Here is an 18,850-nt window from a genome sequence, read left to right as displayed (position 1 = left end):
CAAAGCAGTGTTCTCGGTGGCGCGTATTATACGCGCTCTGTCTTTTAGTCATGAGCTTTTTGAGCTTAGTGGCTCATGCTGAGCAAAATCAGATTTTTGAACTCACCAATAAAACGTTACATGATAATTTACTCGTTAAAGGGAAGTTATATCAAGCTGATTCAACAGAGTTTCCTGAAGAGTTTCAAGATATTGAGCAATGGCTCATCGATAAAAAACCACTGGAGGAAAATAGTCCGTTTGGTGGTCAATATTGGTTTGTGGTTAAGTTGGTTAACAAAACTGATTATCAAGACATGGTCTTTTATCCATACAATACAGTGATGGATAGTATTAAATCTCATCTCTACTCGCCGAGTTATTCACAACAAGTCGAAACAGGCGCTAAATTTCAAACTGAATTCGATTTCCATTATGGTAATCGAGTGTTTTTAGCCAAAGATCGCCCTCACTATATTGTCACTTTGTTTACCAGCGAATACTTTTATACTCCCGCTAAATTAGTCATGGTGCCAGAAGAAACATTTGATAAAAAGGTGACTCGAGAAAACGCGGTGCTCGTGCTTTGTTTGGGGTTTGGTTTAGCGCTGGGTTTTTATAATTTCTTGATTTATCTTGGCTCAAGGGATGTCACTAATTTGTATTATGCCTTTTTTACAATTTCGTGGATTTTTGCTTGGTCGTTTTTTTTCCATATCCCAAAAGAGTTATTTGATATCGATAACTCCAGCCTGCACTGGGTAGGATTTACGCTTACACCCATTACCAATATCTTATTTTATAACCACTTTTTGAAGTTGAGAGAGACAGCTCCAACACGTGCCAAAGTGTCCTTGTTCATAGGGTGGGGGGCCGCAGCCGGTTTACCTTTAGTGATGTACTCACCAGGTTTTGGCTTTTTATGGGCTTCTTTGGTGACCGGCGTCGCGATGATGTTTGGTTTTTATGTTGGGATCCGCTCATGGTTAAGTGGCTTTAAACCAGCGAAGTATTTCATCATGGCCTATTTGGCGATGTTTTTGCCCAATATGTTTGCCAACATGACCAATTTGGGAGTGTTACCGCCTATAGATATGAACTTGTATCTGCTAGGTTTGATTGGCACCACATTAGATGCCTTATTATTGGCTTTTGCTGTGGCAGATAAACTTCGAATATTAAATGAAGAAAACCATGAGCTAACTAAAAATTTAGAAGTCAAAGTACAAAATCGTACCCAAATGCTCGAGGAATTGACCCATGAATTACGCGATGCCAATGAAGCAAAAAGTCGATTTTTGGCCAATATGAGTCATGAAATTCGCACGCCAATGACGTCGATTATTGGCTATGCAGACGGAATTATACTCGGTGATATTGAGCCAAGAAATCACGCCAAGGCTGTTCAGGTTATTGCACAAAATGGTAATCACGTGTTGGGGATTATCAATGACATTTTAGACATGTCAAAAATCGAAGCCAACAAACTTGAAGTTGAATGGATCGAAACGGATTTATTTAGCACCATTGCCAATGTCGAGTCTATTTTAGGTAAGCAAATTCGCGATAAAGGCCTTGAATTCAAAGTGATGTATCAGTTTCCGTTACCGGATAAAATTATTATTGATCCCACTCGTTTGCGGCAAATCCTGCTCAATTTGACTAATAACGCCATGAAATTTACCGAATATGGCACGATTAGTTTAATCGTTCGCCATGAAGCAGATAAATTGCGCATTACCGTTAAAGATACTGGTATTGGTATGACGAAAGAGCAAGCGAGTAAATTATTTGCGGCATTTTCTCAAGCAGACTCTTCTATGACGCGTAAATACGGCGGCACTGGACTTGGCCTGAATATTTCTAAAAATTTGGCTCAAAAACTGGGGGGAGACATTACGCTTAGCAGCGAAATAGGCAAGGGCAGTGAATTTACCGTCACGCTAACCAGTCGCTTAGCCAGCAATGCACGCATGATCAACGATATGCTCGATTTAATTCGTTTACCCGATACGGGTTATCAAGAAACGGCGTTGCCAGACAGTTTATGCGGCAAAGTATTACTGGCAGAAGATCACCCTGATAACCGCGCTTTAGTGACTCGGATATTAGAGCGAATGGGCCTTGAAGTGACAGCGGTTGCCAATGGGCAAGAAGCCGTTCAGGCTACATTAGATGATGAATTTGACCTGATCTTATTGGATATTCAGATGCCAGTGATGGATGGCACACAAGCAATCAGTATTATTTTGGCGACCGGTTGTACCACCCCGATCATTGCTCTGACGGCTAATGCGATGGATCACGAAGTACAACGTTACATGAAGCTAGGCTTTAGCGACCATTTAGCTAAACCTATCGACCGCAGTAAATTTGTACAAAAAATATCGCATTATTTACAACTCGATTTAGACGATGATGTTGAGTTATCGTCATTAGAATTGACCAAATTGAAAGCTAATTTTGTCAAAAGTCTGCAAGACAGTATCCATTCGATAGAGCTACAAATGCGTGCAAAAGCATGGCAAGAGTTGGGGCTAAATGCGCATGCGATTAAAGGCGCTGCGGGCATGTTTGGTTTTGATTCAATCAGTGCGTCAGCTGATAAACTCGAACAAGAAGTACATAAAAAAATAGAAGCAGATATCGTTAGTTGTACTGAGCAACTTTTGAGTGAGATTAAGCTCGTGTTTAAAAACGAGCATTAGAGGCTGTGAATTACTCGAAGTTCAACAGTGTTTTATTTTAACTTGTGGCACAATAGAGAAAAATAATTTTTAAGTGTCACTATGAAAAAAACGCTTTCAATATTAGTGGGTTCAATGAACCCGGTCAAAATCAATGCTGTCCATACAGCATTCTCGCAGGCATTTCCTGATTGTGATTGTCACTGCCAAGGTATCCACGCGCCGTCAAAAGTGGCAGAGCAACCTATGACAGAGCAAGAAACATTAGATGGGGCGATTAATCGCGTAAAATTCTGTCAACAAACGCCCGCTGACTTTTATGTGGCAATTGAAGGGGGAGTCGATCACTTTAGTTATGGACCTGCCACCTTTGCATTCATTGTGATTGCTTCTCAACATCAACAATCGATTGGCCGAAGTGCCAACTTACCCTTGCCAAACTCTATTTATCAAGCACTTCAAGCAGGGCAAGAATTGGGGCCTTTAATGGATTCTTTATTTAATACCGACAATATTAAACAAAAAGGTGGGGCTATCTCATTGCTGACTAATGGTTTAGCCAGCCGCGAGAGTAATTATCACAATGCGATGATTTTGGCATTGGCACCTTTTATTAATCAAGCCCACTATTCATAACGACATAACGTATTAGCACTAAAGTGATAAAATGTGCTGTAAAGTCGCCATATTTTCGATGGTGTACGTCGCAGGCTCAGTATTGTCTGGGCGCGTTTGCCGCTGCGGGTTGAACCAGCACGTATCAAAGCCCACATTTTGTCCACCATGAATATCAGGAATAAAATTATCTCCGACCATTAATATTTGGCTAGGCTGCACTTGGCCCATTTGCGATAACGCATAATGGAAAATAGCGGGATCGGGTTTAGCCACCCCAGCTTGCTCTGATGAAACGACAATATCAAAAGTGTCAGTTAAGCCCAATTGCGCTAGGCGGATCCCCTGTAGGGCCGTAAATCCATTGGTAACAATCCCAAGCTTTACTTTGTCGCGTAAATAAGCCAATAACGGTTCAACTCCGTCAATAAGTGTTGTGATGGTGGCCATTGCTTGTAAAAAACGTTGGTTTAGTTCAATCGGCGCGACGCCTAATCGCTTGCCCCAATACGAAAAGCGTTGGGTTTGAAGGTCGTTCGCGGTTATTTGGCCAAGTTGAAATTGCTGCCACAGCGGTTTATTGGTGAGTTGGTAATGTTCGAAATCGGCTGCAGAAAATTCAACATCGTAATGTTTGAAAACCAGCTGCAAACCGCGAAAAGCATCAAAATGAAATAAGGTTTCATCAGCGTCAAAGAGTACCCACGTATAGTGCAAAGCGATTTCCTTAATGTTGAGCACAATAGGCCAATATCTTACTGGTTTAATTTGCTTTTTACAGCAGTAAATTGGCGAGAGAGAAAAACTCTCTCTGTGGTGAGCTTTAGTTTATTGATGACTTTGCTGTTTCCGAGTGTGTACATTTGAAGCGTGAATTTGGTTTGTTTGGTGTTAAAATTTCAATTTGTTGGTAAGTTAAACCGTCTAAACTGGCATTGATAGCGTGCTCAAAACGATTCGCTGCTTGCTCTATCTCACTTGCCGTTACTTCAAGGTGATCAAATTGTGGTTGATGCTCGTCCATTATGCGCTCTATTTGTTCACTGATAGAGTTTATTTTGACCATAGTGTCACTATTGGGTTGCCAATCGCTTAAAGATTGCAATTTTGTATGGGTGGTTAGCTCTTCTAGTTGGCGGCTCAGTGCCGTGATTTGGGCTTCGATGTCGTGAAGTGGTTGCTCTGCGAGATGAATTTTTACTTCAATATCTTGCATCTCATTGTAGTGTTGTACTTGTAATCTATTCAGAGGAATATCGGCAACAAGTTCGCATTGATCGTAGGCCAACATGCGATAAGTACCTGATGTACCTGCGTGGTTTGACTGCGCTGCAATTAAGTTAAGGCTCAGTGCACCCAGTATTAGCATTGCGGGTACAGCAATGATGTTTAATGTTTTTTTCATGATTATCTTTCCTGTGGGTCAGTGTTAGATAATTAGTCGTAGCGGAAGTTAAAAAAGTTTATATGCAGATTAAATAAAAGAATAAGGCGAATAAAAAAGCGGCCTAAGCCGCTTTAAATGGGATTTACTCGCTGATTAAAAACGATAATTGGTACTGAGATAAAAAGTGCGTCCGACCACATCGTATAAGCTTGGGATCGTATTCATGTCATTGCCATCAGGCACATATTCAGGATCAGTATCGAGTAAGTTTTTGATCCCGCTATTGATTTTCCATTGATCATTGATGTTATATGACGCACTGACACTATGGTAAACCACATCATCTGTTGAGTAGGTATCGCCATAATTTTCACCATCCATACCTTGAATATATTGTGCGTTATAATAGAGACTTAAATCATCGCTGACACTGTAATCAACAGCGAGATTGGCCTTAAGCTTAGAATAACCACCCATGTTGCCATCAATCGTGCCTTCGTAACTAATGCCGTCTTCTTCAAAACCAAGTAAATAAGTGGTATCAAGGGACACTTTCACTACGTCATGTCGATAGCTAATATTCCAATCAATACCTGATGTTTTTTGAGAACCAATATTAGTGAGAGTCGAGGTCATGTTTGATAAATCGCCCTCAGCAGTAATATTAATGGCATCGCAGGCTAATTGGTTGCCAGCAAAGCATTGGTTCATTTGATTTTGTACATTTAAGCGGCTGATTGCATTGGTAATATCAAATGACCAGTAGTCAATTGTTGTTGATAATCCGTCAGTGACTTCCCAAACAGCGCCTAAGGTGAATGATTCACTTTCTTCTGGTTGCAGGTTTTCATCGCCGGTGTAGTTGACCAGAATTTGGGGATCCGGTGCATTTCCCCATGGATCGTCTAAGTAATCAAACGAGCCTGAGTTACCACCATAAAGCTCAGCCACATTTGGTGCTCTAAAGCCTGTTGCTGCAACAGAGCGCACCATGAAAGTATCACTAAAGCGATACGTCGCGCCGAGTTTCCAGGTGGTCGCGCTACCAAAGGTCGAGTAGTTATCAAAGCGGGTCGCAGCTTCAACGGCGAGTTCATCGCTCAGCGGCAATGATATTTCACCATACACTGATTGTACTGAGTAATTTCCTGACGTGGGATCTTGTTGCGCTGCGGTACTTTCGCCTGCTTGTGTTACTGCATCTGGAGTATAAAAACCACTTTCAAAACGGTTTTCGACTCCAACCGCGTAACCCAGATCGGAATCTGTTAAACCACTCAAACCTGCCGCCATAATGAATTGTTCATTGCCTCCTTTATTTTCTTCGGTGTAAATAATGTTTTGGTCCACTAAGAAACTTTGGTCAATGTTATTGCCGCTAAACCATAAGTCTTGGTGGTTATAAATACTTTTTTCCATGTTACCAGCGTGGATAGAATTTTGTACTTTGTCGACTGCGTCATTACGACCATAGGTCATCGACACATCCCATGAGGTGCTGGATTCTAACTCACCGGTTAAACCTAACGATAGGCGATAAGTATCGGTTGTTTGTTCATAAATACGAGGGCCCGCATCCGTCATACGGCGACGATAATTAAGCTCATCAGGCAGGGTACCATCGTCATTTTTGAATTGCTCAGTGTACTTTTCATCGAGTTTTGCGGTGTTTAAATCAATATTGGCAGGCTGTGGGGCCATTTGTTGATTTGAATCACGGCGGGTGTACATGGCATCGGCATTTAAAATTGTGTCTGAATCGAGTTCTTTACTAAAGCTGGTGAATGCACTGAATAATTGGTTAGGGGTTTGTGCATAGCTATCTTTGGTGTAATCATAGCAAGTATCACGAGGCTTAAAACCACCTTCGCCATCAGGAACTTGACCACCGAGTGATCCGCCCGGAACAAAAGATGAGCAACCGGGTTCAACATGATCACGATCTGATTGGATGATTTCGCCGCGCTCGGAGTATTGAAGTCCGACAACTAAATTGCCGCCAGCTAAATCAACACCATGTAGTAGACTCGCGCCGCCACTGGTGCCATCTCCCGCACCCGCTTGGCTCAGATCGGCAGATATGTCAGTACCAACAAAATCTTTTTTAGTAATGATATTAATCACACCCGCGATGGCGTCTGAGCCATATACAGCCGAGGCGCCATCTTTGAGAATTTCGATATTTTTAATCATCGCAACCGGAATGGTGTTTAAATCGACGGATGAGTCAGCGCCGGTGCCAGATGCAACCATTCTGCGGCCATTTAACAGCACTAACGTGCGGTTTGTGCCCATGCCACGTAAATTAACGGTGGCCGAGCCTCCCGAGCCATTGTTCGAGGTGGATCCTAAATTCATGCCAGCTGCGGCAGGCTGTGTTGATAAGATTTCTTCTACTGAGGTGTAGCCATTTTGCGAAATAAAGTCAGCAGAAATAACTGTGATTGGGCTGGCTGTTTCCATATCGGTGCGGTTAATCCGCGAGCCTGTTACTTGAATTTTCTCTATCGCATCTAAAGATGTTTGAGCAGCTGCAAAACTGGTTGAAGTTATAAAAGGCGCAGTGGCAGCAAGCGCTAAGCTAATGGGCGTTTTTTTCATATGAACCTACTTGTTGTTATCAGTTTAAAAACAGTGACGAGAAAAAATTGAAAGCTAGCCACTGGGTTGGCAGTCAAACTAGGGCTCTGAAACTGAATGAAAACTGAATGCATGATGGTGTTTTATTCAGTACAAAATACTCAGGAAATTATTGGTAGGAACAGATGAAGGTGTTACATAAGTGTACGAGTATTTAGGTTTAAATATCAGTTGTTTAACACTAAATAACTCGATAATTTATACAGGTGTAATAACGATGATGCAATGTGTAATTGAATGTAATCTAGTCGTTAAATATTACTTTTTTACTCTTTGCTACACAGTTGTAACTTTTAGCTGAAATTGTTTAACAATCGATTAGCGAGATGAAATTTTATCGAGCATCGCGACGTACATGCCGTTAAAATAGAAGTTAATTCTATATTGAGAAACTAACCACAATGAAAATGAGTAAAATCCAGCAGCGATTAAATGACAAACTGCTTTTAGTGTTGGCTGATGTTGAACAAGAGGCCCGCGATACATTGTCTGGTTTTACTGAGCTGAGTCACACGGTCGTTTTTGATTGCTTTCCGGGAAGTTTGTTAGTCAATTGTGCCATCGATAATCAAGACAATCTGAGCCAAGCACATAGTGAAAAGGCTGAAAAAAAATTACAAAAGGTGTTACACAAAAAGCTCTTTAGAAAAGGAATTTTACTCAAACAACCCGAGCAGAACTTAAAGCTGGTTTTAGCGGCGCAATAATACTAGGGGTTGTTGATCTTTCGTGATGATTTTTGCAGCGAATTGTTGGGTATTTATACAAAGCAGCGCTTTTGTGGTGTAGCGAGCTACACGAAAAAGCGATAACGCAGTAGAAATACCCAACAAACGCTGCCCGAAGGGTTCGGCTAAAAGCGTATTTCTCTTTGTTGAGCAGTATTTGCTTAGAATGACTAGGCTACACACTACTCGCCGCGATAAATACGCTTTTATCTCGAACAAAATTTAACCACGAAAGATCAACAACCCCTAGCAAACGAACAATAAAATAAGGGCGTACAGTGACGCCCTTATTGTTTAACTTATTTTACGATTTTCATTTCGTCTAACAAGTTTTGGGCATTATCAACCTTATCCATCACCCACAGCATGTAGCGTGAATCAACGTGGATAGAGCGGTTATAGACTGGGTTATAATCCCAATCCCCAATGATGCTTTCGTACACACCATCAAACAGTAAACCGACTAATTCAGCTTTGCCGTTTAATGTGGGTGAACCTGAGTTACCGCCTGTTGTATCAACATTCGATAAGAAATTCACTGGTACGGTATTCATACCGCCTGTGTAGTCACCAAATAACTTCGCTTTGATTAGTTCTTGCTGTTTTTTCGGGGCATCGAATGGTTCAACATCCGTATTTTTGGCCAGTAACCCTTCTAATGATGTAAATGGTGTCGCCACTAAACCATCTTGTGGCGAATACCCACCGACCGTGCCGTAAGTAACACGTAAAGTGCTGTTTGCATCAGCATAAACTGGTTTGTTAATTGATTGATTGTAAGCAATGATTGCTTCCATCAATTCAGGACGAGCTGATTGCAGTTTACCCGCTAAGGCTTTTTCTTTGTCTTCTTCAGCTTTCATTACTGCAAAAATAGCGTCGGCGTAACGAAGGAACGGATCATCGCTGGCTTTTAATTGCTCCAGTGTTTGACCGTAAAAATCTACACGTGCAGTTTCATCTGCAAGCGTTGATTTAGCATACATATCATCAAGTAACGTTTGAGCATCTGCTTTGTTAAAGCCATTTTTTAGATTAAAGGCAATATCGATTTCACTGTAGCGCTCATTTTGCGGTAATGCAGCGTAAAGCTCTAAGAAGTGCAATAAGATTGCCTTATCGACATTCGCATCAAAACGACGTGTCATACGTTTTAAGCCAGCCTCAAAGCGAGGCATATCACGTTCTTGATAACCTGATTCACGCTCTTCATTTGGTTTTTGGTTTTCATACGCTAAACGATATAAACGTCGCGCGGTTGAAATCATTTGCGAGCGATGAACATAGCCCACCATGCGATCACGTTCGTTATGTTGTTGTGATTCAGCCACTAACGCAGATAACTCGTTGAGTACTTTGCCATACTGTTTTTTACGTTTACGATCGCTGTTGATCCAAGCACTTAAATCTTGTTCAAACTGTTTTTTACGTTCAAACATTGTGCCTTTATTAAAGCTTTCGATCATTGAGCCATAATTTTTGATGTAATTGTTATAGCCTGCAATCGTACTTTCATAGGCTATACGCGCTTGGCTGCCATCTTCTGAGTTTTCTTCAATCAAAGAAACATATTTAGAATTATGCTCGCGAGATTTGGGGTAAGCTGTATTGAACACATAATCCACTTCAGCGGCAATGCGATAGCGGTTTGTGCGCCCCGGATAACCGGTTACCATCACAAAGTCACCTTCTTGCACGCCTTTTGCACTGACACTTAAATGCGAAGCGGGCTCGTACGGTACATTGTCTTGGCTAAACTCAGCAGGCTTACCGTCTTTACCGACATAAGCGCGGTAAAAGGCAAAATCACCCGTATGGCGCGGCCACATCCAGTTATCGATATCACCGCCGTATTTACCGACACCCATTGCAGGGGTGTACGCAAGACGAACGTCTTTAATTTCAAGAGATTTGATTAAGTAAAACTCAAGACCACCGTGGAATGAATAGACATTACAACGATAGTTTTTATCGGATTCACACTCAGCTACTAAGGCTTTTTCGTTTTTTTCGAGCGCATCGTAACGGGCTTTAGCTTTCAGTTTTTTAGTGCCTTTTAACACTTTGTCTGTGACATCAGTAACGGTTTCGGTGACATACACACGAGAACCGGGTGCCGCTGGTAAGTCTTCGGCAGGCGTTTTAGCTAAAAAGCCATTTTGCAGAATGTTGTTTTCAGGAGTGGAGTTATATTGAATCGAGCCATAGGCACAGTGATGGTTGGTGACTACTAGGCCTTTTGGCGATACAAACGATGCAGTACAGCCACCAAGGCTGATGACCGCATTCATTGGGAACTCTGTCAGTTTAGAAATTGATTTTGCATCAATTTCGAGGCCTTTAGCTTTTAAAATTGATTCAAGTTCTGGAAGTTGGTGTGGCTGCCACATGCCTTCATCAGCAAGGACATTGCCCGATAGCGCCAGGGCTAAAGTGGCAACAAGAGGTTTTAAACGCATTTTTGTTCCTTATTATTATTTCCCAAATAGGGTAGGGGCTGTGTTGTCTTGGGTCAATCACTCTGCGATAAAATGTGATAATGTAACGTTAAAGTGCGGTGTTTGACTAGAATTTATTGTTACTTCAACAAAGTTTAACTGTTGGTGTCTTTCTGGCAACTAAACTGCGTTTGTTGTTTACAGCGTGCTTCGCTGGCTTCGAGGGAGTCTCCACCCATACAAAAATCGAGCCGAATCACTTGTTCGCTGGCTTTTGCAATCTGATCAGGTTGGGGTTGCCAAGCAAACTTTTTGATTATTTTTCGACCTTCTTTAGCAAGGGAGTTTTTAGTTGAGACTTGGCTTATTAACTTTATGGCTTGAGTTTTGCCTTGCTCAGAAATAGCAACATTGTAAACGGCACAGCAGACAACGCCATTCATCGCAAGCTTAACTGGGTATTTGGGACTGACGTGAGTGCTACGTTGCCAAATAGCCTGCTCAGGTACTGGCGAGATTTGGGTTACTTGAATATCGGCATATTGGGTATTGGCAAATAGCGAAGTAGAAAAGACTAAAATGCTGATTAGCATTGTTTTTTGCATATTAAACATCCTTATTCTTATTATTTCATCAGTGTACCTTAAATTTAAAATGAATAAAATCACCAAAACAGCCTGGGCGAAACTTGGCAGTTTTCGTTTATTTAACTAAATTTCGCTCATTAAGTGAACAAACCTGAGGTCGCTGATGTCAGTCAAAACATTCAGAGTAATTGTCAGTGGTAAAGTGCAAGGGGTGTCTTATCGTGCAACGGCGAAGCAATATGCAATTGAGCATGGCATTCAAGGCTATGCAAAAAACTTGCTGCATGGTGAAGTCGAAATTGAAGCGACGGGCACTGAATCACAGTTGGTTAATTTTGCGCAATTCCTTGAGCAAGGTCCACCTCATGCTCATGTTGAAACAGTTGCTTGGGATTATGTGCAATTAAAAGATTATAAAGGATTTGAGGTTTGTTGAAGCGTTTGATCAGGTCGAAACCAAAACAAAGAGTTGTCCAGCGGGGTGAGTTTGGGGAGTTGCTGATTGGTTAGTTCAATAATTTGTTTGTTGTTTAAGTCTGCTCGGGCGATTTCTTTGGCAAAAAAACGGTTAAATAAGCGTTCAAATTCACCGTTGTGATGCATCGCCATTAAGCCTTTTTCGACAGCATTTGCTAATGTGTGATCTTGTTTGTTAAAAAAGAAATACATTGCAGTGGGGTAATACAAAGCTGTATGATTGATTACGGCAAATTCATTGCGATCATCGCGGTGACTTAACTCCCAATCCACTTCGATAATACTGCGTGGAAAGACATCCCCTCTGCCTTTGAGCAGCATTTGAAACAATGCTTCATAGCTCACAGCCGTCGTTACGTTAAAGTCATTATCTTGTAAAATTTCGCTGTCGGGCCAATCATGGCCTTGTAAATAAATCAGTTTTTTAAACCGTTCAACATTGTTGTATGTCTGGTAGATTTCAGCTTTTTTCTGAGTGGTTATTAATAAACGCCAACCGTAAAGCCCTTTGTAAATCGGGATCCGAACAGGTAGTAATTCATCCTCACGGGTTTTATCGGTCATCGTCCATGTCACAGTAATTGCATCACCATGAGTGAGCTCTTTGATTGCGCGACTTTGCACCATGACGGATGAGGTGGGCCTTAACCAATAACGCAATTCACTGTGATCTAATGCACTTTTGAGCAAAATAAGAGGGTACCATTTTTCGAGATCTTCACCACGAGATGGCCTTGGGTAGATAATTTCTCTGGCATTGATTGACGCTTGGCTAAATAAAGGCGACTCTTCTGCAATGGCAAAGTGATGAAGGCAGAGCAGCAATGGAATGAGTAACCACAGTTTCATTATCTTTCCTTGTTTTAGCCTTGACTGGGTAGAGTAGTATTGGTTTATGAAACGTTTTAAAATCAGTCATGAGTATAGACTGTATCATGAAGAAAATAGATGTAACCAATACATGCAACCTGCATGAGTTAAAAGTGTAACAAAAATTAGGTACTTGAAAAGTAATGACTTATAAATATTGAATTTGTTCCCCGATTAAAGTGGTATCTGATCAACACACGATAGAATAAACCTGTAAAAATGAGTATCGTAGTCTTTAATTCGTAAACTAAATAAAACGGTATATACAGCAACTGATTTTAACGGCTCATTTAGAGTGAACATAAAACGATGATAAAAAATAAAAAACTACGTAATTGGGTTAGAGCGGCATTGGGTGTGTCAACACTGGCCTCGTTATTCTTTGTACCTTGGATTTTAGTTTGGGCGTGGCTATTACCTTTGCCAGCGACGATGCAAGGGCAAGTCGATCAAGCGATAGCGCACGGCTTTGATGGCATGGTTGTGTATGTCGAGCAAAAAGGTGAGCCCGCGAGGTTCTATACCGCAGGTGTGCGGGATAGGGCGCAGAACATACCGGCTGATGCTAATGGGTTATTTAAAATAGCCAGTATTGGCAAACTGTATCACGCGGTTGCGATTACGCAGTTAGTGTATGAAAAACAGCTTTCGTTGACGGCTACCCTCGGTGATTATTTCCCGGAATTAATAAGCCGGATTGAACATGCAGAGCATATTTCTCTTAAAAATATGGTGCAACACCGCAGTGGTATTCCTAATTACACAAATTATCCTAATTACTGGGGCAACCCCGCTTTGACTTATCAAGGCAAATTAGATCTTGCACTGGATTTACCTGCTAGTTTTAAGCCGGATCAGGGCTATGAGTATTCCAATACTAATTATTTACTGTTGTCAGAGCTGATCCGTCGCACCACAGGTTTGACTTCACAACAGTATATAAAACAACATATTTTACAACCTTTAGGGCTTTACCATACCTTTGGCTCGTTACGTGATGTTGATTTAAACGACGTGATGGGCGGCTATTATGTTGGTTACCAAGAAGACATTAAAGGCAATGATTATGGCTCAATGCTCGCAACTGTGGCAGATGTCGGTGTCTTTTTACGGGCTCTCAACGATGGCAGTGTGTTTCGTGAGGGCGAGCAAGCACTTTATAGCTCATTGTATGTGTATGATCATGGCGGATTATTACCCGGCTTTCAAAGCCAAGCCAGCTACTACAAAGATATCGACACTGTGGTGGTACAAGTTATCAATACTACTAATCTCGATGGATACGATTGGAATTTATCACAAATTATCCATCATCGGATTTATACAATTCTTGTGCGTCAGTCTAAAAAGTAGTGGGGTAGAAAAATAAAGAAGATGAATATAAGTAAACGAAAAATATTAATGAATTTGGATAGAAGAGGGGAATTGAGTGGTCGGCATAGCAGGATTCGAACCTGCGACCCCTTCACCCCCAGCGAAGTGCGCTACCAAGCTGCGCTATATGCCGACAACAGAAGCCAATAGTACGCATTTATTTTATAAAATCAATACACTTCAAACTGTTTGCACACAAACTGAGCACATTGCTCAGTTTGTTGTCTTTTCTAGCCATTTATTGATCTCTTTGCTCATAAAATCTCGTATGATTGGTTGGGCTTGCACATTTGGGTGTAGGTTATCGTTTTGCATCAGGCTTGGATCGTCAGCGACTTCTAGCATGAAAAACGGCATCAAATAGCTCTCTGTTGCAAAGGCCACTTTTTCGAAGCTGGCAGTGAACATTTGCGTGTACCTGGGGCCTAAATTTGGCGTGATGTGAATTTCCATTAATGCCACGTGAGCACCAAAAGCGTGGCTTTGCTCGACTAAGGCGGTGAGGTCTTTTTGCAGGCCTTTGATAGGGAAACCTCTTAGGCCGTCGTTGGCACCAAGCTCAATCAACACATGAGTTGGTTGAGTCTGCTCTAAATGGCCAGCAAGGGTGAGTAATGCATTGCCCGATGTTTGACCGCTGACGCTGGCATTGACCAGTGTGAGTTCAGGATGGGATTGTTGATATTTATCTTGTAACAATTTAACCCAGCCTTGGTGTTGTTTCATGCCATAGGCCGCGCTTAAGCTATCACCAATAATTAACACAGTTTGTTTAGCAAAACTGATAGCTGGGTTGCTAAGTAGAATAACGAAAATAAAGAATCGAATAATTTTAGGAGTCATATGTCAGTGCTTACTCAACTTAATGTTATACAGGTCAATGGATTATCGAAAACGGTTAATACCTTTGAAGGTGAGTTAACCATCCTCAAGGACATTAGCTTTAATGTCAAGTCAGGTGATTCCGTAGCTATTGTTGGTGCATCAGGTTCGGGTAAATCGACATTATTGAGTTTACTCGCTGGGTTAGATATCGCTAGCCAAGGGTCAATTAGCCTCGATGGTGCGTTATTAAACGAACTGGATGAAGAAGCCCGTGCGGCGCTGCGTGCTGAAAAAATAGGGTTTGTATTTCAATCTTTCATGTTAGTTCAAAGTCTCACGGCCCTTGAAAATGTCATGTTACCGGCAGAGCTTGCAGGGCAAAAAGATGCCAAACAGCAAGCTATGGAGCTGCTCGAAAAAGTGGGCTTAGCGCATCGGGTAGGTCATTACCCTTCACAGCTGTCTGGTGGTGAGCAACAACGTGTGGCCATTGCCCGTGCCTTTGTTGGTAAACCAAAAATCCTGTTTGCAGATGAGCCTTCGGCTAATCTTGATTCTAAAAATGGCCACTTAATCGAGAATTTATTGTTCGAACTCAATGAGCAAAATGGCACCACTTTAGTGCTGGTCACTCATGACGAAATCTTGGCGCAAAAGTGCCATCAAATTTTGCACATTGAAGGCGGTGAGCTTGAGAAGTCAACGACTGGGGAGCGCGCAAATGTGGGCTAAATTAGCACTTAAATTATTTTTGCGAGAGCTTAAACGCGGTGAGTTGACCATTATTTCGGCTGCCATTGCTTTGGCGGTATTGACTGTGTTTACTCTGTCTTCAGTGACAGATCGCATTGGTCTTAACATTGAGCAAAAATCGACAGAGTTTATTGCTGCTGATCGCCGTATGGACTCTAATCACCCTCTTGACGAAGCATACCTGACAGAGGCGCAACAAAGGGGGCTTGAAACGGCTCGCTTAACCTACTTCGACACCATGGTGTTTGCTGGTGAAGAAATGTTGTTAGCATCAGTAAAAGCGGCCACACAAGGCTATCCTCTTCGCGGGAAAGTGACCCTTAAAGACAGCTTAGATGGCTCGGAGTATGTGGTTGATTCTGGCCCATTACCAGGTGAAGTATGGGTCAGTGAATCGATATTTTATAGCTTGAACGTAAAGGTCGGCGATACCATTGAGCTGGGCGCAGGCCAATTTGCGATTGGAAAAGTGCTGGTGGATGAACCAGATGGTGCATTGTTTTCGTTATCGGGTAATCGGCGTATTATTATCAACCACGAAGATATTGCACTGACGAAAGTGATTCAGCCGGGTAGTCGTGTATTTTATCGCTTTTTGTTTGCTGGAGAAGAACCGGTTTTGAAAGCGTATTACGCTTGGCTCAAACCTCAAATGAAAGACAACCAAAGCTGGGAAGGCATCAAAGATCGCCAATCGCCACTTGGCGATAATCTTGCTCGTTCGAGCAACTTTTTATTAATTGCAGGTTTGCTGGGCATTATTTTAGCAGCAGTTGCGATGGCTGTGTCGGCGAAACGCTATTGTGAACGTCAGTACGATCCGGTTGCGATGATGAAGACATTAGGTGGTTCACGTACCATGATCCGCAAAATTTATCTGCTGCATTTGGGCTTAGTGTGTTTCACATCGATTATTTTGGGTCTGGCCGTTGGTTTTGTTTTACAGAACATAGGTGCGAACTATTTAGCTCAGTCAATGGGCACAGTGTTGCCACAAGCTGGGCCAAAACCTTGGTTGATGGCGATTTTTATTGGTGTTATTTGTGCGGTGATGTTTGCAATTAAACCATTGTTAGATTTATTTGATATTCCTCCTTTGCGTGTATTACGACGTAACTTGGGCGATCAGTTGGCTGTGAGTCGTATTCATTTAGCGATGTCGACACTGACGATTTTCTTATTAATGTGGTTATTTAGCGCCGACTTAAAACTGTCAGTGTTGTTATTTATTTCGTGCTTGGTGGTGGTTTTGGTGCTGTTTGGCTTGTCACGTTTGATTTTTGGCACGGGTCGGCGGTTAGGATTAAGCCCAGGGAATAGCTGGTCGTTGGCGCTTGCAACCATTCAAAAACGTGCCAATGCAAACGCGGTGCAACTAATTAGTTTTGCGTTGGCTATTAAGCTGATGTTGTTTTTGGTGGTATTAAAAAATGACATGATCAGCGATTGGCAACAGCAATTACCTGAAGGTGCACCGAATGCCTTTTTGATTAATATCAACGAAGCCGAAGTGGCACCGATGCAAGCGTATTTTGCTGAGCATGGCTTAATCGATAATGGTTTTTACCCGGTTGTTCGCGGTCGTGTTCATGCGCTTAACGATGAAAAATTTGCTCGCGAAGTTTCTTTGCAAGAAGGTGAAGAGCGCGATGAAGAGGCACGCAACGGTGTAGGCAGGGAGCTGAATTTAACGTGGCTTGCCAACATGCCAGGCAGTAATATGTTAACTGATGGTCAATGGTTTGATGACACTGATACGCCGCAAGTGTCGGTCGAAAAAGGCATGGCTGAACGTTTAGAAATGAAGCTCGGTGATTCGCTGACCTTATTGATTAATAACCGAGAAGTGAATGCGACAGTAACCAGCTTTCGCGAAGTCGATTGGGCGAGTTTGCAGCCTAATTTCTTTATGATTTTAAACCCACAAGCCATGGAGCAATTTCCTGCCACTTATTTTACGGCCACCCATGTTAAAGATGAGCAGCAAAAGGTGTTTAATCAATTGTTAGTTCAGTATCCAACGGTGAGTGTGGTTGATATCAAAGCACGTATTGAGCAAGCACAATCAATTATTGATCAGGTTTCCCTTGCGATTGGCTTTGTACTGGCGATTGTGGTTGCGTGTGGAGCATTAGTGTTGATTTCGCAGGTTCAAGCAAGCTTAGCTGAGCGTATGCAAGAAATCGTAATACTGCGTACTCTTGGCGCAAAAGGGCGTTTAATTAAACAAGCGACACTGTATGAATTTTTATTACTGGGCATGTTCGCTGGGTTTGTGGCGTCTTTAGTCAGTGATGTGGCTCTGTTTGTGATCCAACGCCAAGTGTTTGATGTGGCGGGAACGCTGCACCCTTATATTTGGTTACTCGGACCGCTTTCGGGTGGTGTGTTTGTTGCGTTAGTGGGTTACAGCATGGTGGCGCGTACCATGAGACAAAATACGCAAGGATTGTTGCGTTCATTGGCGTAATCTTTGGAATAAGCAGTACTTACAAGCTCTGCTTAAAAATAAACACTAAAAAAGGTGCATATAATGCACCTTTTTTAATGGAAAAAACGGCGATTATTTATTTAATAAACTCTGCAGCGCTTCATTTAGGTATTGGTGATGAAAACGAAAGCCAGAATCAAGCAACACTTGAGGTTTCACTGCTTGACCGTGGACGAGTAGGTCGGCCATTTCTCCGAATAGCAGTCGCAATATAGCAGCAGGCATAGTTAAAAAGTCAGGACGACGAATTGTTTTCGCCAAAGCATGGCTAAATTGCGCATTACTGACGGGATTGGGAGCCGTCGCATTAATGGGCCCTTGCAAATTAGGTGTTTCAAGGATAAATAAAATAGCACTGATCATGTCATCAATATGGATCCACGACATCATTTGTTGCCCAGTGGCAATAGGGCCGCCAAGCCCCAATTTAAAGGCTGGTAACATTTTTTGTAGGGCTCCGCCTTTATCACACAGCACAATACCGGTTCTAAGCAGGCAAACCCGCGTCTGCTCGGTTTTCGCCCCGAGTGCTATTTGCTCCCACTTTTTACACAGCTGGTGACTAAATTCATCAAAATAGTCGGTATGGCTTTCATCAACTTGAGTTGTTTGACGACCATAATAACCAATGGCACTGCCAGAAATAAATGTATGGGGCGGAGTATCGGCGGCGTTGATCCCATCGACCAATGCTTGAGTAATGGTAAAACGTGATTGTTCTATTTTTTGCTTTTGTTTGGCGCTCCAGCGTTTATCGGCAATGGGTTCACCAGCTAAGTTAATCACGGTATCAATATTATTAAAATTAATTTGCGACAGAGCAGTGACAGCTTGCACTTGGTGACCATTGATCTGGTAGGCTTTATCAAGTTGCCGGGTGAGGACCGTCACGTGATGATGATTATTTAGGAATTGAACCAGCTTAGTACCGATTAACCCGGTTCCACCTGTAATTAAAATATTCATTTTTTTCACATCTGAGAGCAAGATCATATCCTT

The 18,850-nt window shown here is 42.1% G+C and carries 15 protein-coding genes and 1 tRNA gene; 7 read left to right on the top strand and 9 right to left on the bottom strand.

Annotated features, from left to right (window positions below):
* Positions 1-50 precede the first annotated feature (50 nt).
* A complete protein-coding gene (locus tag PULV_RS02565; protein ID WP_193330857.1) occupies positions 51-2,687 on the top strand; it encodes a 7TM diverse intracellular signaling domain-containing protein in 2,637 nt (878 codons plus the stop codon).
* Between the two features lie 81 nt (positions 2,688-2,768).
* The gene (gene yjjX / locus PULV_RS02560; RefSeq protein WP_086743036.1) at positions 2,769-3,302 is read left to right on the top strand and encodes an inosine/xanthosine triphosphatase; all 534 of its coding nucleotides are present in this window, start codon (positions 2,769-2,771) and stop codon (positions 3,300-3,302) included.
* A gap of 18 nt (positions 3,303-3,320) precedes the next feature.
* Here the strand turns inward: yjjX and yjjG are convergent, their stop codons facing one another.
* The 3 genes from yjjG to PULV_RS02545 all read right to left on the bottom strand — a co-directional run bounded on the left by yjjG (position 3,321) and on the right by PULV_RS02545 (position 7,269).
* A complete protein-coding gene (gene yjjG, locus PULV_RS02555; RefSeq protein WP_086743037.1) occupies positions 3,321-3,998 on the bottom strand; it encodes a pyrimidine 5'-nucleotidase in 678 nt (225 codons plus the stop codon).
* A gap of 106 nt (positions 3,999-4,104) precedes the next feature.
* Complete coding sequence (locus PULV_RS02550; protein WP_193330856.1) at positions 4,105-4,686, bottom strand: hypothetical protein; 582 nt, start codon at positions 4,684-4,686, stop codon at positions 4,105-4,107.
* 135 nt (positions 4,687-4,821) lie between these two features.
* On the bottom strand, positions 4,822-7,269 hold the full coding sequence (locus PULV_RS02545) for a TonB-dependent receptor (protein WP_193330855.1): 2,448 nt from the start codon (positions 7,267-7,269) through the stop codon (positions 4,822-4,824).
* 440 nt (positions 7,270-7,709) lie between these two features.
* On the opposite strand from PULV_RS02545, the gene PULV_RS02540 reads away from it, so the two are divergent.
* Positions 7,710-8,015, top strand: coding sequence for a hypothetical protein (locus PULV_RS02540; protein ID WP_193330854.1), 306 nt, complete (start codon positions 7,710-7,712; stop codon positions 8,013-8,015).
* Positions 8,016-8,335: 320 nt separating this feature from the next.
* Here PULV_RS02540 and PULV_RS02535 read toward each other — a convergent pair whose 3' ends face one another.
* The gene (locus PULV_RS02535) at positions 8,336-10,495 is read right to left on the bottom strand and encodes a S46 family peptidase (protein ID WP_193330853.1); all 2,160 of its coding nucleotides are present in this window, start codon (positions 10,493-10,495) and stop codon (positions 8,336-8,338) included.
* Between the two features lie 134 nt (positions 10,496-10,629).
* Complete coding sequence (locus tag PULV_RS02530) at positions 10,630-11,079, bottom strand: energy transducer TonB (protein WP_193330852.1); 450 nt, start codon at positions 11,077-11,079, stop codon at positions 10,630-10,632.
* A 145-nt stretch (positions 11,080-11,224) separates the two neighbouring features.
* Here PULV_RS02530 and PULV_RS02525 point away from each other — a divergent pair, with 145 nt between their 5' ends.
* Positions 11,225-11,497: an acylphosphatase gene (locus PULV_RS02525; protein WP_086743043.1), complete on the top strand. Its 273-nt coding sequence runs from the start codon at positions 11,225-11,227 to the stop codon at positions 11,495-11,497.
* On the opposite strand, the gene PULV_RS02520 is transcribed toward PULV_RS02525, so the two are convergent.
* Positions 11,473-12,387 (bottom strand): substrate-binding periplasmic protein, encoded by a 915-nt coding sequence (locus PULV_RS02520; protein ID WP_086743044.1) that lies wholly within the window; start codon positions 12,385-12,387, stop codon positions 11,473-11,475. The genes PULV_RS02525 and PULV_RS02520 overlap by 25 nt on opposite strands.
* A gap of 330 nt (positions 12,388-12,717) precedes the next feature.
* On the opposite strand from PULV_RS02520, the gene PULV_RS02515 reads away from it, so the two are divergent.
* Positions 12,718-13,761: a serine hydrolase domain-containing protein gene (locus PULV_RS02515; RefSeq protein WP_193330851.1), complete on the top strand. Its 1,044-nt coding sequence runs from the start codon at positions 12,718-12,720 to the stop codon at positions 13,759-13,761.
* Between the two features lie 77 nt (positions 13,762-13,838).
* Here PULV_RS02515 and PULV_RS02510 read toward each other — a convergent pair.
* Both PULV_RS02510 and PULV_RS02505 read right to left on the bottom strand, forming a co-directional pair.
* A tRNA-Pro gene (locus tag PULV_RS02510) sits at positions 13,839-13,915 on the bottom strand.
* 80 nt (positions 13,916-13,995) lie between these two features.
* Positions 13,996-14,625, bottom strand: coding sequence for an arylesterase (locus tag PULV_RS02505; RefSeq protein ID WP_086743046.1), 630 nt, complete (start codon positions 14,623-14,625; stop codon positions 13,996-13,998).
* Between PULV_RS02505 and PULV_RS02500 the strand changes: the two genes are divergently transcribed.
* Together PULV_RS02500 and PULV_RS02495 are read left to right on the top strand one after the other, a co-directional pair.
* The gene (locus tag PULV_RS02500) at positions 14,626-15,339 is read left to right on the top strand and encodes an ABC transporter ATP-binding protein (RefSeq protein ID WP_086743047.1); all 714 of its coding nucleotides are present in this window, start codon (positions 14,626-14,628) and stop codon (positions 15,337-15,339) included.
* Positions 15,329-17,830, top strand: coding sequence for an ABC transporter permease (locus PULV_RS02495; protein ID WP_086743048.1), 2,502 nt, complete (start codon positions 15,329-15,331; stop codon positions 17,828-17,830). The genes PULV_RS02500 and PULV_RS02495 overlap by 11 nt, the downstream gene beginning before the upstream one ends.
* Before the next feature lie 93 nt (positions 17,831-17,923).
* Here the strand turns inward: PULV_RS02495 and PULV_RS02490 are convergent, their stop codons facing one another.
* Positions 17,924-18,817 (bottom strand): TIGR01777 family oxidoreductase, encoded by an 894-nt coding sequence (locus PULV_RS02490; protein WP_193330850.1) that lies wholly within the window; start codon positions 18,815-18,817, stop codon positions 17,924-17,926.
* Positions 18,818-18,850 lie beyond the last annotated feature (33 nt).

It is taken from the genome of Pseudoalteromonas ulvae UL12 (genome assembly GCF_014925405.1).
In the GTDB taxonomy this organism is placed as follows: Bacteria; Pseudomonadota; Gammaproteobacteria; order Enterobacterales; family Alteromonadaceae; genus Pseudoalteromonas; species Pseudoalteromonas ulvae.
Note: the sequence above shows the minus strand (reverse complement) of the source record. Positions and strands in the feature narration are given on the sequence as shown.